The sequence below is a fragment of the Tabrizicola sp. genome, from assembly GCF_036781545.1.
Classification (GTDB): Bacteria; Pseudomonadota; Alphaproteobacteria; order Rhodobacterales; family Rhodobacteraceae; genus Tabrizicola.
On record NZ_DAIQAT010000081.1, the window covers coordinates 1 to 14,862 of the forward strand.

Sequence of the window (14,862 nt, forward strand, 5' to 3'; positions counted from 1 at the left end):
GCCGTCCCAGTCGTCCTCGGCCATGCCGTCCTCGATCGAGATGATCGGATAGTCGCTGCACAGGCCCGCCAGGAATTCGACGTTCTCGACCGAAGACAGCGACCTGCCCTCGCCCTTCATCTCGTACTTGCCGCCCTTGAAATATTCGGTCGACGCGCAGTCGAGCGCCAGATAGATATCCTCGCCCGGCTTGAACCCGGCCTTCTCGACGGATTTCAGAATGAAATCAAGCGCGTCGCGGGCAGAGTTCAGATTCGGTGCGAAGCCGCCCTCATCGCCGATCCCGGTGTTGTGCCCCGCCTGCTGCAGTTCCTTCTTCAGCGTGTGGAACACTTCCGATCCCATCCGCACCGCCTCGCGGATGTCGGAGGCGCCCACCGGCATGATCATGAATTCCTGGATGTCGATCGGGTTGTCGGCATGTTCGCCGCCGTTGATGATGTTCATCATCGGCACCGGCAGCACCCGTGCACTGGTCCCGCCGACGTAGCGGTACAAGGGCTGCGCCGTGAACTCCGCCGCCGCCTTCGCCACCGCCAGCGACACGCCAAGGATCGCATTCGCCCCGAGGCGCGACTTGTTCGGCGTCCCGTCCATCTCGATCATCGTGCGGTCGATGCCGACCTGCTCGGTCGCATCGAACCCCACCAGCTCCTCGGCCAGTTCGCCGTTCACCGCCGCGACCGCCTCCAGCACGCCCTTGCCCTTGTAGCGCGCCTTGTCGCCGTCGCGCCGCTCGTTCGCCTCATGCGCCCCGGTCGAGGCGCCCGAGGGCACCGCGGCCCGGCCCATGCTGCCGTCTTCCAGGGTGACGTCGACCTCGACCGTCGGGTTGCCCCGGCTGTCCAGAATCTCGCGGGCGTGAATGTCGATGATCGTGCTCATGGGTGGTTCCTCAAGGCCGAAGGGGGTGCTCTCAAAGGCCCTTTACCCCGGCTCAGGTCATGAGGGAAGCGCGTTTCCGTGCCCGGGCAAAGGCGTAAAGCCCCGAACCCACCACGATGGCCGCGCCCAGCAGCGTCGACCCCGAAGGCCGTTCGCCCAGGAAGACCATGGCGATCGCCATCGCGAAGACAAGGCGCGCATAGCGGAAGGGGGCGACGACCGAAACCTCGCCCAGCCGCATCGCCGCCACCACCGCGTAATAGCCGAACAGCCCCGAGACCAGCGCGCCCCCCAGCCCCGCCCATTGACCGGGCGTGGGCCACACGAAGCCCTGTCCCATCGCCGCCATCAGCGCCACGCCCGCGGGCACCAGCCCCAGATAGGCCCAGGTCGCCACCTGGAACGTCCCGATCCGCGCGGGCATCGCCCGTGTCGTCAGGTCTCGCACCGCCAACACCAGGACGCAGGCCACCGTCAGAAGGCCAGTCGGGTCGAAAGCCGCATCCCAGGGCTCCAGGATCACCAGCACGCCCACGAACCCGATCACGACCGAGGCCCAGCGGCGCCAGCCGACTGTCTCGCCCAGGAACAGCGCCGCGCCCGCGACCACCACCAGCGGCGAGGCCTGCAGAAGCGCCGAGGTCATCGTCAAGGGCGCCAGCGCCAGCGCAAGGATATACAGCACCGCCGCCGCCGCTTCGGCCAGCGTCCGCGCCAGCGGTATCCTGTGCAGCGCCACCCGCGACAGGATGGGCTGGCCTTGCCGCGCGGCCAACGCCCAGAAGACGCAGGCCCCCGCCGCCCCGGTCAGCGCCAGCACCTGGCCGGGGGGCAGGGCCTCGGCCGACCGCTTCAGGAACAGGTCCTCGACCGCGAAGAAGGCCATCGAGCCGACCATCATCAGCGCGGCGCGGGTGTTCTCGGCCGCTTGGGTCGCGGGGGACATGGGAGGCTCCAAAGGGGCGGGCAGCGCCAAGGCCTACAATGCCCGCGCCGGGAAGGAAACCCTTCGTCTGGGGGCGCGGCTTGCCCGCCCTGCGACCGCCTGACCCTACCGATACAGCCGCGGCGCCCCCGCCTTGTCGTGGATGGCGTTCACCTGGTCGGGCGACAGGTCCAGCGCCCCGGCAAGCTGGTGCAGGTATTCCGCCTCGGCCTTCTGGTCGAGGTCGATGGCCATCAGCGACACCATGTAGATCTGCGGTTCCAGCCCGGCCGGAACCGACCGCGCCAGCCCCGCCACATCCACCGGACGGTTCAACTCGGCCTGCACCGCCTGCACCTCGCGCTGGTCGGCCTCGCCCATCGCCTGCATCAGCCGGGCGCGCTCGTCGTCGTCCAGCACCCCGTCGCATTTCACCGCCTGGATCACCGCCCGCAGCATCAAGGCCGCCGACAGTTCCTCCTCGCGCTCCGGTTCCGGCAGGGTCAGCGGGCGGGTGCCAGTGGCTGCGCCGCCCGGCTTGTCCGCAAGCACCTGATCCAGCAGGTCGCCCACGCCGCCGCCCTGGCGCCGGGCCGGAGCCTCGGTGCGTGCCTGCCCGGTCGTCCGCCCGCGCCCGGTCAATTCGCCCAGAAGATCGTCCAGCCCGCCCTTCGGCGCCGTCGCGCGGGGTGTCTGCCGCTTCTGGCCCGAAAGTTGCTCCAGCAGGTCGCCGAGGCCGCCGCCCGACTGTCCCCCGCCCGACCGTCTGCCGCCCGAGGACCGCCCGCTGCGCAGGATATCGCCCATCATGTCTTCCAGCCCGCCCTTCGAGCCCGTGTCGATCCGCGTGCCGCGCCCGGCCGTGGACGTCCCCGACGACCCCGAGGATCCCTTCGTCAGGCTGGCCACGCCCTTCGCGATCACCACGCCGATTGCCACTTTCAACAATGTCTTGCCGATACCCATCACACACCTCGCTGGTCTGGCGTCCGCGACAGCCTTCCTTGCCGCCGCCGCCCGGTCAATGCAAAAGGGGGGCCGGGCAGGGGGGAAAGATGCGGAAATCGAAACTCGACGGGGCCGGGGTCGCCATGCTCTTGGGCGTGCAGGGTCTCCTCGCGGTGAATCAGGTGATCATCAAGCTGGTGAACGCCGGGTTGCAGCCGGTGTTCTTTGCCGGGCTGCGCTCGGCGCTGGCGGTCGGCTTCGTCTGGGCCTGGCTCGTCTGGAAAGGCCGCCCGCCCCGCCTTCGGCGCGAGGTCTGGGGCGCGGGCCTCCTGATCGGCGCACTCTTCGCCGCCGAGTTCCTGTTTCTCTTCCTCGCGCTCGACCTCACCACGGTCGGGCGCTCTTCGCTCCTCATGTATTCGATGCCGGTCTGGTTCTCGCTTCTCGCGCATTTCGGACTGGGCGAGCGGATCACCCGGACCAAGGCCGCCGGTCTGGCGCTGGCCTTCGCGGGCTGCGCGATAGCGATCCTGTCGCGGCCCCCCAGCGGCGAGGCCAGCCTTCTGGGCGATCTCTGCGCGCTTGGTGCCGCCTGGGGCTGGGCATTGACCGCCTATATCGCGCGCCGCCCGCTGATGCGGGGCGAGGGGCCGGAGATGCAGCTCTTCTGGATGGTGCTCGTCTCGGCTCCGATCCTCCTGCTGGCCGCGCCCTTCTTCGGCCCGCTGATCCGCGACCTGCATCCCCTGCACATTGCCGGTCTTCTGTTCCAGTCCTCCGTCGTCGTGGCGGGCGGCTTCATCGCCTGGCTCTGGCTCCTGTCGGTCTATCCCGCCTCGACCGTGGCCTCGTTTTCCTTCCTGACCCCGATCCTGGCACTGCTGCTGGGGGCACTCCTCTTCGACGAAACCATCGGTCTGCCGATTCTCCTTGCCGCTGCGCTGGCCGCCGCCGGGATCGTGCTGATCAACCGCCCCGTTCCCATCCCGCGCTAGCGTCGCACCCCGAGGAATCGCCTCCTCGCGACCGCGGTCTCCTTGTGGACCGGTGAAGGCCGTCCGCCAAGCGGGCCGCAAGGCTGGCAAATCCGCCGCTCTTCACAAACTGCGCGAAGTTCATCCCCAGACCTGTCCACATCATGCCCGAGGGTCCGCTGACATCCGCGTGATGTGGTCGAAAAAACGTCAAGCCGAAAATCTGCTTTCGCGTGCAATTTTCTCGTTGATCGAGCCACAGGATTACGACACTTTGACAAAGCGGCAGGGGCAACCACAAAATCTAGTGCCGCAGCGACAGGCAGAACGATCCACACAAAGGGCGTCCCAATCGGATGCGACCCTCTTGGCGGCCCGCGCCGTCAGGACCGGAGACGTTTTGCCCGTGCTGCACCAGAGCATGTCCCTGCCTGGGTTTAGTCAATTCTCGGCCGCAAGCGCCGCAAAAACAGGAGACCAGGGGCATGAAGATCGAGCGGAAGTTCACCAGCGAAGCCACCGGCGCCTACGGGGCGATGGGGTTCCTCCTCACCACCTCGGAAATCCGCAACCCGGACGGCAAGATCGTCTTCCGCAACGAGGCCGTCGAAGTGCCGGAGGGCTGGAGCCAGGTCGCCAGTGACGTGCTCGCCCAGAAGTATTTCCGCAAGGCGGGCGTCCCCGCTGTCCTGAAGAAGGTCAAGGAAAAGGGCGTCCCCGAATTCCTCTGGCGCTCGGTCCCCGACGAGGCCGCGCTTGCCCAGCTTCCCGAAGACAAGCGCATGGTCGGCGAGACCAGCGCCAAGCAGGTCTTCGACCGCCTCGCCGGCGCCTGGGCCTATTGGGGCTGGAAGGGCGGCTATTTCACCACCGAGGCCGACGCCCAAGCCTATTACGACGAGATGCGCTACATGCTGGCCCGCCAGATGGCCGCGCCGAACTCGCCCCAGTGGTTCAACACCGGCCTGCACTGGGCCTATGGCATCGACGGCCCCAGCCAGGGCCATTTCTACGTCGACCATGCCACCGGCACGCTCACCAAATCCACCTCCGCCTACGAACATCCCCAGCCCCACGCCTGCTTCATCCAGTCGGTCAAGGACGACCTCGTCGGCGACGGCGGCATCATGGACCTCTGGGTCCGCGAGGCGCGGCTCTTCAAATACGGCTCCGGCACCGGCACCAACTTCTCCTCCCTCCGTGGCGAGGGCGAGAAGCTGTCGGGCGGCGGCAAGTCCTCGGGCCTGATGGGCTTCCTCAAGATCGGCGACCGCGCTGCCGGGGCGATCAAGTCCGGCGGCACCACCCGCCGCGCCGCCAAGATGGTGATCATCGACATGGATCACCCCGACATCGAGCAGTTCATCAACTGGAAGGTCATCGAAGAGCAGAAGGTCGCCTCCCTCGTCGCCGGGTCCAAGATGCATGAGGCCCGCCTGAACGACATCTTCGCCGCCATCCGGCAATGGGACGGCGCCGAAGCCGATGCCACCGACCCGGCGAAGAACCCTGCGCTGAAAGCCGCGATCAAGGCCGCCAAGCGCGCGATGATCCCCGACACCTACACCAACCGCGTGCTGCAATACGCGGCCCAGGGCTTCTCCTCGATCGAATTCCCCACCTACGACACCGACTGGGACAGCGAGGCCTATATCTCCGTCTCCGGCCAGAACTCCAACAACTCGGTCCGCGTGACCGATGCCTTCCTCACGGCCGTCAAGAACGACCAGCCGTGGGAGCTGATCCGCCGCACCGACGGCAAGGTCGCCAAGACCGTCTCGGCGCGTGAGCTGTGGGACCAGATCGGCCACGCCGCCTGGGCCTGCGCCGACCCCGGCATCCAGTTCCACGACACCGTCAACGCCTGGCACACCTGCCCCGAGGACGGGCCGATCCGCGGCTCGAACCCCTGCTCGGAATACATGTTCCTCGACGATACCGCCTGCAACCTGGCGTCGATGAACCTCCTCACGTTCTACACTTCAGGCAAGTTCGACGCCGAGGCCTATGTCCACGCCACCCGGCTCTGGACCGTCACCCTCGAAATCTCCGTCATGATGGCGCAGTTCCCCTCGCAGGAAATCGCCCGGCTCTCTTACGACTTCCGCACCCTTGGCCTCGGCTATGCCAATATCGGCGGGCTCCTGATGAACATGGGCCTCGGCTACGACAGTGCCGAAGGCCGCGCCCTCTGCGGCGCCCTGACTGCGATCATGACCGGTGTCTCCTACGCGACCTCCGCCGAAATGGCCGGGGAACTCGGGCCGTTCTCGGGCTATAAGCGCAACCGTGACCACATGCTGCGCGTGATCCGCAACCACCGCGCCGCCGCCCATGCCACCGGCCAGTACGAGAACCTGAACGTCCCCGCCGTCGCCCTCGACCACGCGAACTGCCCGGACCAGACCCTTGTCCAGCTTGCGAAATCCGCCTGGGACGAGGCCCTGCGCCTCGGCGAGGCCCATGGCTACCGCAACGCCCAGACCACGGTCATCGCCCCCACCGGCACCATCGGCCTCGTCATGGATTGCGACACCACCGGGATCGAGCCGGACTTCGCCCTGGTGAAGTTCAAGAAGCTCGCCGGGGGCGGCTATTTCAAGATCATCAACCAGTCGGTCCCGGCAGCGCTCGAAGCCCTCGGCTATTCCACGAGCCAAGCCGCCGAGATCGTCGCCCATGCCGTCGGCCACGGCTCGATGGGCCAGGCGCCCGCGATCAACCACACCGCGCTGATCGGCCACGGCTTCGGCCCGCGCGAGATCGAGAAGATCGAGGCCGCGCTGCCCTCCGCCTTCGACATCCGCTTCGTCTTCAACCAGTGGACGCTGGGCGAGGATTTCTGCAAGGGCACCCTCGGCATCCCGGCCGAGAAACTGGCCGACCCGACCTTCGACCTCCTGCGCCACCTCGGCTTCACCAAGGCCCAGATCGACGCCGCCAACGACCATGTCTGCGGCACGATGACCCTGGAAGGCGCGCCGCACCTGAAACCCGAACACTACAGCGTCTTCGACTGCGCCAACCCCTGCGGCAAGACCGGCAAGCGTTTCCTCTCGGTCGAAAGCCACATCACCATGATGGCCGCCGCCCAGTCGTTCATCTCCGGCGCGATCTCCAAGACCATCAACATGCCGAACAACGCCACCATCGCGGAAACGCTGGCGGCCTATGAACTTTCCCACTCGCTCGGCATCAAGGCCAATGCGCTCTACCGCGACGGCTCCAAGCTCAGCCAACCCCTCGCCGCCGCCCTGATCGAGGACGACGAAGAGGCGGAAGAGGTGCTGGCTAACGGCTCGATCATGGAGAAGGCCCAGGTCGTCGCCGAGAAGATCGTCGAGAAGGTGATCGTCAAGGAACTGATCAGCCGCCACCGCGAGAAACTGCCGGAGCGCCGCAAGGGCTATACCCAGAAGGCCATCGTCGGCGGCCACAAGGTCTATCTCCGCACCGGCGAATATGCCGATGGCAGCTTGGGCGAGATCTTCATCGACATGCACAAGGAAGGCGCGGGCTTCCGGGCGATGATGAACAACTTCGCCATCGCGGTTTCCGTGGGCCTGCAATACGGCGTGCCGCTGGAGGAATTCGTCGAAGCCTTCACCTTCACCCGCTTCGAGCCCGCGGGCATGGTGCAGGGCAACGACAGCATCAAGAACGCGACCTCGATCCTGGACTACATCTTCCGCGAGCTTGCCGTCAGCTATCTGGACCGCACTGACCTGGCGCATGTCGCCCCGAAAGGCGCGAGCTTTGACGATCTGGGTCGCGGCGACGAGGAAGGCAAACGCAACATCGCCGAGCCCAGCGAGACGGCGGCCTCGAAGTCGCTGGAAGTGCTGCGGCAGGTCGCCTCCACCGGCTACATGCGCAAGCGCGTGCCGCAAGAGTTCACCGTGTTGCAAGGCGGGCAGGGCGTGACCGCCTTCGGCGGCGGCCTCGCCACCGGCACCGACCTTGCGGCCCCGATGACGGCGGTCCTCTCCGAAACCCGCGTCTCCGGCTTCTCGGAATCGACCAGCACCTTTGCCCTCGGCACCGCCGACGCCCGGACCAAGGCCAAGCTGTCCGGATATACCGGCGACAGTTGCTCTGAGTGTGGCAATTACACCATGGTCCGCAACGGATCGTGTCTAAAGTGCAACAGTTGCGGCGCGACAACCGGGTGTAGCTAAGAGGAGAAAGCCAATGACCATCAGATCGCTAAGAGAGTTGTTTCTCCGGCTGCCCGCTGACGGTCACATCCGCCATGAGCTTCGCAGCTTCAATCTCGGAATGATGGGAGCCGCTCGGCTCCCGTCAGTCTTGGAGCTGGCACGACGTCTTGGCTTCGATGTCGTGTTGACTACGATGCGTAAAGGCCAACGAGGACGTTTGGTTCAGGATGCATTTGCCGCGAATGGCTACCGCATCGAAGTTAACGAGGGCGATGACACGGTCACCCGGCGGTGGACTGTCTTGCATGAAATGATCCACGCACTGATTCACCGGCGACATGATCCGTTTGCTTCGGACCAATACCGAGCGGGGCCTGCGCACTTCTACATGGAAGACGAACTAGAGGAAGAGCGCGAGGCGAACGCGTTTGTTGAAGCTCTGGTGTTCGGCGACGGTGCTTTGGCCGCGAGCGTCTCGTTGCACGGTCGTGACATCAGCAAGTTGGCGCAACGCTTTGGGGTCAGCGCCAAGACGATGGAGATAGCTCTCCAGAAGCTGGATCGTAGCAGAAAGGTATAGGTTCTTTCACCTGTTCCCAAATATCCCGCGGGGGTGTGAAACCCCTGGTCCGCCCTTAGCCACCCCACACAACGCCAAGGCCACAAAGCGCCTCCCTCCCCCCTCGGTGGGGCAGAGCTGTGGTGGGGGGCACGCCGCGGGAAAACCTTAACGCCGCCCTAACGCCCACACCCAACCCATTGAAATTATTGCCTCCAGAAATCTGCCCGCGCGCGGGCACCCCCAAGCGTTTGACCCGGGGACGCCCCCCCGCTACCATCCCCCCATGAAGCAGAACCCCGCCCAGGCCCTCCGCTCGACCGGAGTCCGCGTGACCCGCCAGCGGGAGGCCCTCCTCAAGGTCCTCGTGGAATCCGAGGATCACCCCGACGCGGCCGAACTGCACCGCCGGGCGCGGACCCTCGACGACAGCCTGTCGCTCGCCACCGTCTACCGCACCCTTTCGGTCCTGGAACGGGAAGGCGTGGTCCTCCGCCTCGCCCTCGAAAACGGCGGCGCGAGGTACGAGGTGGCGGACGCCCCCCACCACGACCACATCGTCGACCTCGACAGCGGCCAGATCACCGAATTCCGGTCGGAAAAGATCGAACAGCTCCAGCGCGAGATCGCCGCCGAGCTTGGCTACGAGATCGTCCATCACCGGATGGAGCTGTACTGCCGGAAGCGGAGCTAGACCGTCCGCACCAGCCGCAGCGCGTCATAGATCGCCGCATGGGTGTTCCGCGCCTCGACGGCATCCCCGATCCGGTACAGCTGGAAGCCCTCCACCTCGGGCTGCGTCCGCCCGTCGATCAGCGCCTCGTAGTCCACCGCGCCCTTGTTCCCCGAAAGCGGCTTCAGCGCGAAGTAGACGTCCGCCAGCGGCAGCGTCCCCGCATTCACCACCACCTGATCATAGACCGCGGTCTTGTCGAGCTTCATGTAGTCCGACCCGACCCGCGCCTGCAGCTGGTTCCCCGCCTTTTCCACCGACAGCAGCCGGTAGGTCACGGTGAAGGTCACGTCCTTGTCCTGCATCGCCCGCATGTAGGGCACCAGGTTCATCGCCATCACCTCCGGCGCGAAGCTGCGGTCGCGGGTCATCACCTCGACCTTGCCGCCCGCCTCGGCGACCACCTGCGCCGCCTGCAGGGCCGCATGGTCCCCAGCGTCGTCATAGATCAGCACATTCGCGCCCGGCTTCACGTCGCCCGAGATGATGTCCCAGGACGAGACCACCAGGTCGCCGCCCGCCGACAGGATATCCGTCTGCGGCATCCCGCCGGTCGCGATCACCACCACATCGGGGTTTTCCGCCAGCACATCCGCAGCCTCGGCCCAGGTGTTGAAGCGGAACTCCACCCCCTTGGCGGTGCACTGCGCCATGCGCCAGTCGATGATGCCGATCATCTCGGCCCGGCGCTTCGACTGCGCGGTCAGGCGGATCTGGCCGCCGGGCCGGTCGGCGACCTCGAAGACGACGACCGAATGGCCGCGTTCGGCCGCCACCCGCGCGGCCTCCAGCCCCGCAGGCCCTGCGCCGACCACGACGACCTTCTTCTTCGCCGCTGCCTTCTCGATCTCATGCGGCATGGTCTGCTCGCGCCCAGTCGAGGGGTTGTGGATGCAGAGAGCCATGCCGCCCTGATAGATCCGGTCCAGGCAATAGGTCGCGCCGACGCAGGGGCGGATGTCGTCCTCGCGGCCCTCGACGATCTTCTTCACGATATGCGGGTCGGCCATGTGGGCGCGGGTCATCCCCACCATGTCGACCTGGCCTGTCGCCACCGCGTGCCGGGCGGTCGCCACGTCGGGGATGCGGGCGGCGTGGAGCGTGGGCATCCCGACCTCGGCCCGGATGCGGCCCGCGAAGTCCAGATGCGGGGCCGAGCGCATCCCCTGGATCGGGATCATGTCGGTCATCGCCGGGTCGGTATGGATGCGCGAGCGGTTGACGTTCAGGTAGTCGACCATGCCGCTGTCGCGGAACATCTTGCCAAGCGCGATGCCCTCTTCCATGTCGATGCCGCCCGGCTCCATCTCATCGACGCCGTAGCGCAGGCCGAGGATGATCCTGTCGCCGATCCGCTTCCGCACGGCGGCGACGATCTCCATCGTCAGCCGCGCGCGGTTTTCCAAGGAGCCGCCATAGGGGCCGTCCAGCGTGTTGGTCAGCGGCGACATGAACTGGTCGAGCAGATGGCCGTGGCACAGGAACTCGATCCCGTCGACGCCCGCCTCCTTCATCCGCTCGGCGGCATCGGCATAGTCGCGGATGATGCGGGCGATGTCCCAGTCCTCGGCCGGTTTCGGGAAGGCCCGGTGCGCCGGTTCGCGCTCGAAGGTCGAGGAGATGACCGGCAGCCAGTCGCCCTTGTCCCAGCGCGTCCGGCGGCCGAGGTGGGACAGCTGGATCATCACCGCCGCCCCCGCAGCATGGCAGTCGTCGGTCAGCCGCTTCATCCACGGCACGATCTCGTCCTTCCAGACGAGGAGGTTGGAGAAGACCGGCGGGCTGTCGCGGCTGACGCTGGCGGACCCGGCGGTCATCACCATCGCCACCCCGGCCTTGGCGCGCTCCAGGTGGTAGAGCCGGTAGCGGTCCTTCGGCATCCCGTCGTCGCCATAGGCCGGTTCATGGCTGGTGGTCATGATCCGGTTGCGCAGCGTCAGGTGTTTCAGCTGGAACGGCTGGAGGAGGGGATCGTTCGACATGGGCCCTGGCCTTTTCGCGGGGGTGGAATCGTCATGTAGCGGACTATGGCAAAACTTGACATAGGTGTCGAGTTTTGTTTCGATCCCCTTGCGTGGAAAGCAGCTGGAGGGTTAGGTCGGGCGGATGGCCATGGAAAAGACGGAACGCGGCTGGCGGGGAACGCCTGATCTCTGGCTGGACGCGGCCTATGGCCTGCTGGTTGAAGGCGGCGTCGAGGCGGTGAAGATCATGCCGCTGGCCGACCGGCTGGGCCTGTCACGAACCAGTTTCTACTGGCATTTCGCCGATCGCGAGGCGCTGCTGGCGGGACTGGTCGAGCGCTGGAAGGCGAAGAATACCGGCAATCTGGTCGCGCGCTGCGAGACTTCGGCGGCGACGATTTCCGAGGCGATGCTGAACCTGTTCGATTGCTGGTACGACGACGCGCTGTTCGACAGCCGGCTGGAATTCGCGATGCGGACCTGGGCGCTGACCGATGCCGGGGTCGCGGCTGCGATGAGCGCGGCCGATGCCGAACGGGTGGCGGCGATCACCGCGCTGTTCCGCCGCTTCGGCTACAGCGAGTCCGAGGCCGATACCCGCGCGCGCACGCTTTACCTGACCCAGGTCGGCTATATCGCGCTCCGGTCAGAGGAAAGCCTGGAAATCAGGATGGCCCGCAACCCGGCCTATGTGCTGACCTTCTGCGGAACGGCGCCGACCGAGGCGGAGATCGCCGCTTTCCGCGCGCGGCACGGGGTCAGGTAAGCCGCAAGAGCAGCCCCTTCAGGGTGGCGGCCTCCTCGGGTGCCAGCGGGGCGACAGTATCGTCAGAGACGGCCAGCGCGGTGTCGCGCCGGGTGGTGAAAAGCGCGATCCCGGCTTCCGTCAGGCTGACCGTCAGGCGACGGCGGTCCGTGGGGTCGGCGGTGGTGGCGACATAGCCCAGCCGAGCCAGCCGGCCGACCACGCCCTTGATGGTGGCGGCATCCATGGCCGTGGCGCGCCCCAGATGGTTCTGCGACACCGGGCCGATCTCGGCCAGGCGGGCGAGGACGGCGAACTGGGTGGTCGTGACCTCGGGGATGGCGGCGGCGAAGATCGACAGGTGTCGCTGCGTCACCCGCCGCAGGATATAGCCGATCTGGTCATCGAGACGATAATCGTTACGGTCTGCCATGCTTCCGCGATACGACTTGCGGTTGATCCGTGCAAGGCTGTTGACAGAATCCCGAGGGGGTCTCAGTCTTGTTGTTACGCAAATGAATTCGGGGCTTTCCGTGCCGGACTATGCCCGACCCCAGTCGATGACCGAGGCCCTGCGGTGTGTTGCCGAAGGTGGCTGGCGGGTGCTGGCCGGGGGAACCGACCTCTACCCCGGGGCAGGGACGCAACTGGCGGGTCCGGTGCTGGACCTTGGCGATATCGCGGCGCTGTCCGGGATCGAGAGGGACGCGGGGCTGCGGATCGGGGCGGCGACGTCCTGGGCCGCGATTGCCGAAGCCGACCTCCCGCTGGCCTGCCGGGCCCTGCAGCAGGCGGCGCTGCAGGTGGGCGGGCGGCAGGTGCAAGTCGCGGGGACCATCGGCGGGAATCTCTGCAATGCCTCGCCCGCCGCCGATGGCGTGCCGCCGTTGCTGGCGCTGGAGGCGGAGGTGGAACTTGTCTCGGCCACCGGGCCGCGCCGGTTGCCGCTCAGGGACTTCCTGCTCGGCCCGCGCCGGACGGCGCTGCTTCCGGGCGAGCTTCTGGCGACGGTGCTGATCCCGGAGCGCGCCTTGCGGGGGCGGTCGGCCTTCGTGAAGCTGGGCGCGCGGTCGCATCTGGTGATCTCCATCGCCATGGTCGCGGCGCGGCTGGGGATCGAGGACGGGAGCGTCGTGCAGGCCTCGGTGGCGGTCGGGTCATGTTCGCCCGTCGCCGTCCGGCTTCCGGCGGTAGAGGCGGCTTTGGTGGGCGCTTCGGTGGCGGAGGCGCTGGACCGGGTTACGGCGGCGGATGTGCAGGCGGCGCTTTCCCCCATCGACGATGTGCGCGCGACGGCGGGCTATCGGCGCGCGGCGGCGGTTGAGCTGGTGCGCCGCGCGGTGGCGGAGGCCCTGGCATGATCCGCTTCGCGCTGAACGGGGCGCCCGTCGCGGTGGAGGCGCCCCCGACCGAGCGCCTGTCGCAGGTGCTGCGGGAGCGGCTGGGCAAGGTCGGCACCAAGGTCGGTTGCGACGCGGGCGATTGCGGGGCTTGCACGGTGCTGCTGGACGGCGCGGCGGTCTGCGCCTGCCTGACGCCCGCCGCGCGGGTCGAGGGGCGGGCGGTGACGACGGTGGAGGGCGAGACGCCGGAGCTGACCCTGTTGCGCGCCAGCTTTCACGCCCATGGCGCGGCACAATGCGGCATCTGCACGCCGGGGATGCTGCTGACGGCGGCGGAGCTGCTGGTGCGGAACGCCCGGCCCTCGGCGGAAGAGGTGGAGGCGGGGCTGGGGGGCGTTCTCTGCCGTTGCACCGGCTATCGCAGCATCATCGCGGCGGTCGTGGCGGCGGGGCAGGGGTCCTGGCCCGAGGCGCCCGTGACGGGGGTAGTGGGGGCGGCGATCCCCCGCGTCGATGGCGCGGCCAAGGTCGCGGGCGACAGGTTCGGGGCCGACGACTGGCCCGAGGGCGCGCTGGTGGTGAAGGCGGTCCGCTCGCCGCATCCGCACGCGGCTTTCGTCATCGGCGACCTTGCGGAGTTCCGCGCCCGGCCCGGTGTGGCCGCGGTCTTCACTGCCGCCGACATCCCCGGCCGCAATGCCTTTTCCGTCATCCCGCCCTTCGCCGACCAGCCCGCCCTCGCCGCCTCTCCCGCCCGCTTCCGGGGGGAATGCGTGGCTGTGGTGGCTTTCCAGCTCGATGCCGAGCCGGACCTGACCGGTTTCCCGATCACCTGGACCCCGCTTCCCGCTCTTGCGACACCCGAGGAGGCCGAAGGCGGCGCGCTCCTGCATCCCGGCCGCCCCGGCAACCTGCTGATCGAGGGCCGCGTGGTGAAGGGCGATGCTGCTGCCGCCCTCGGGGGATCGGCGCATGTGGTGGAAGGCGCGATGACCACCGCCTTCGTCGAACACGCCTATATCGAGCCCGAGGCCGGGTCGGCTTGGATGGAGGGCGGGACGCTGGCGATCCGTGCCTGCACGCAAGCCCCGGGGATGGACCGCGACGACACCGCGGCGATCCTGGGCCTGCCGCTGGAGAGGGTGCGGATCATCCCTTCTGCCACCGGCGGGGGGTTCGGGTCCAAGCTCGACATTTCCTTGCAGCCGCTGATCGGGCTGGTGACGCTGAAGACCGGGCGGCCCAGCCGCATGGTCTATACGCGGCAGGAAAGCATGGTCTCGACCACCAAGCGCCATCCGGCCGAGATGTACGGGCGAATCGGCTGCGATGCCGACGGGCGGATCACCGGGATGGAATTCGAGGGACGCTTCAACACCGGCGCCTATTCCAGCTGGGGGCCGACCGTGGCGAACCGGGTGCCGGTGCATGTCTCGGGCCCCTATTTCACCCCCGCGATCAGCGCGAAGGCACGGGCGATCCACACCCACGGGCCGGTCTCGGGCGCCTTCCGGGGCTTCGGTGTGCCGCAGGGCGCGCTCTGGCAGGAGACGCTCTATGACCGGCTGGCCGACAAGGCCGGGATCGACCGGCTGGAGTTCCGGCTGCGCAACGCGCTGCGCGACG

12 protein-coding genes are annotated in these 14,862 nt (G+C 67.5%); 7 read left to right on the forward strand and 5 right to left on the reverse strand.

What is annotated here, in order from left to right; genetic code table 11:
- From eno to V7Q39_RS12790, 3 genes are all read right to left on the reverse strand, one after another.
- The coding region (gene eno / locus V7Q39_RS12780; RefSeq protein ID WP_333816978.1) for a phosphopyruvate hydratase at window positions 1-885 on the reverse strand (885 nt) is incomplete at its 3' end.
- Between the two features lie 52 nt (window positions 886-937).
- Window positions 938-1,831 carry a DMT family transporter gene (locus V7Q39_RS12785; protein WP_333816979.1) on the reverse strand — a complete coding sequence of 298 codons (894 nt, stop codon included), beginning with the start codon at window positions 1,829-1,831 and terminating at the stop codon, window positions 938-940.
- Window positions 1,832-1,936: 105 nt separating this feature from the next.
- A complete protein-coding gene (locus V7Q39_RS12790; RefSeq protein WP_333816980.1) occupies window positions 1,937-2,776 on the reverse strand; it encodes a DUF533 domain-containing protein in 840 nt (279 codons plus the stop codon).
- 89 nt (window positions 2,777-2,865) lie between these two features.
- Between V7Q39_RS12790 and V7Q39_RS12795 the strand changes: the two genes are divergently transcribed.
- From V7Q39_RS12795 to V7Q39_RS12810, 4 genes are all read left to right on the forward strand, one after another.
- The gene (locus V7Q39_RS12795; protein ID WP_333816981.1) at window positions 2,866-3,753 is read left to right on the forward strand and encodes a DMT family transporter; all 888 of its coding nucleotides are present in this window, start codon (window positions 2,866-2,868) and stop codon (window positions 3,751-3,753) included.
- Between the two features lie 464 nt (window positions 3,754-4,217).
- Window positions 4,218-7,910, forward strand: a complete 3,693-nt coding sequence (locus tag V7Q39_RS12800; RefSeq protein ID WP_333816982.1) for a vitamin B12-dependent ribonucleotide reductase — start codon at window positions 4,218-4,220, stop codon at window positions 7,908-7,910.
- 13 nt (window positions 7,911-7,923) lie between these two features.
- Window positions 7,924-8,472: an ImmA/IrrE family metallo-endopeptidase gene (locus tag V7Q39_RS12805; RefSeq protein WP_333816983.1), complete on the forward strand. Its 549-nt coding sequence runs from the start codon at window positions 7,924-7,926 to the stop codon at window positions 8,470-8,472.
- Between the two features lie 265 nt (window positions 8,473-8,737).
- Window positions 8,738-9,145, forward strand: a complete 408-nt coding sequence (locus V7Q39_RS12810; RefSeq protein ID WP_333816984.1) for a Fur family transcriptional regulator — start codon at window positions 8,738-8,740, stop codon at window positions 9,143-9,145.
- On the opposite strand, the gene V7Q39_RS12815 is transcribed toward V7Q39_RS12810, so the two are convergent.
- The gene (locus V7Q39_RS12815; RefSeq protein WP_333816985.1) at window positions 9,142-11,166 is read right to left on the reverse strand and encodes an NADH:flavin oxidoreductase; all 2,025 of its coding nucleotides are present in this window, start codon (window positions 11,164-11,166) and stop codon (window positions 9,142-9,144) included. The two genes, V7Q39_RS12810 and V7Q39_RS12815, sit on opposite strands and share 4 nt — an antisense overlap.
- Window positions 11,167-11,290: 124 nt before the next feature.
- Here V7Q39_RS12815 and V7Q39_RS12820 point away from each other — a divergent pair, with 124 nt between their 5' ends.
- Complete coding sequence (locus V7Q39_RS12820; RefSeq protein WP_333816986.1) at window positions 11,291-11,914, forward strand: TetR/AcrR family transcriptional regulator; 624 nt, start codon at window positions 11,291-11,293, stop codon at window positions 11,912-11,914.
- Here V7Q39_RS12820 and V7Q39_RS12825 read toward each other — a convergent pair.
- Entirely contained in the window at window positions 11,907-12,326 is a 420-nt protein-coding gene (locus V7Q39_RS12825) for a MarR family winged helix-turn-helix transcriptional regulator (protein ID WP_333816987.1), read from the reverse strand. The genes V7Q39_RS12820 and V7Q39_RS12825 overlap by 8 nt on opposite strands.
- 82 nt (window positions 12,327-12,408) lie before the next feature.
- Here V7Q39_RS12825 and V7Q39_RS12830 point away from each other — a divergent pair, with 82 nt between their 5' ends.
- Both V7Q39_RS12830 and V7Q39_RS12835 read left to right on the forward strand, forming a co-directional pair.
- Entirely contained in the window at window positions 12,409-13,254 is an 846-nt protein-coding gene (locus V7Q39_RS12830) for an FAD binding domain-containing protein (protein ID WP_333816988.1), read from the forward strand.
- On the forward strand, window positions 13,251-14,862 hold a 1,612-nt coding region (locus tag V7Q39_RS12835; RefSeq protein WP_333816989.1), incomplete at its 3' end, for a molybdopterin cofactor-binding domain-containing protein. The genes V7Q39_RS12830 and V7Q39_RS12835, both read left to right, overlap by 4 nt.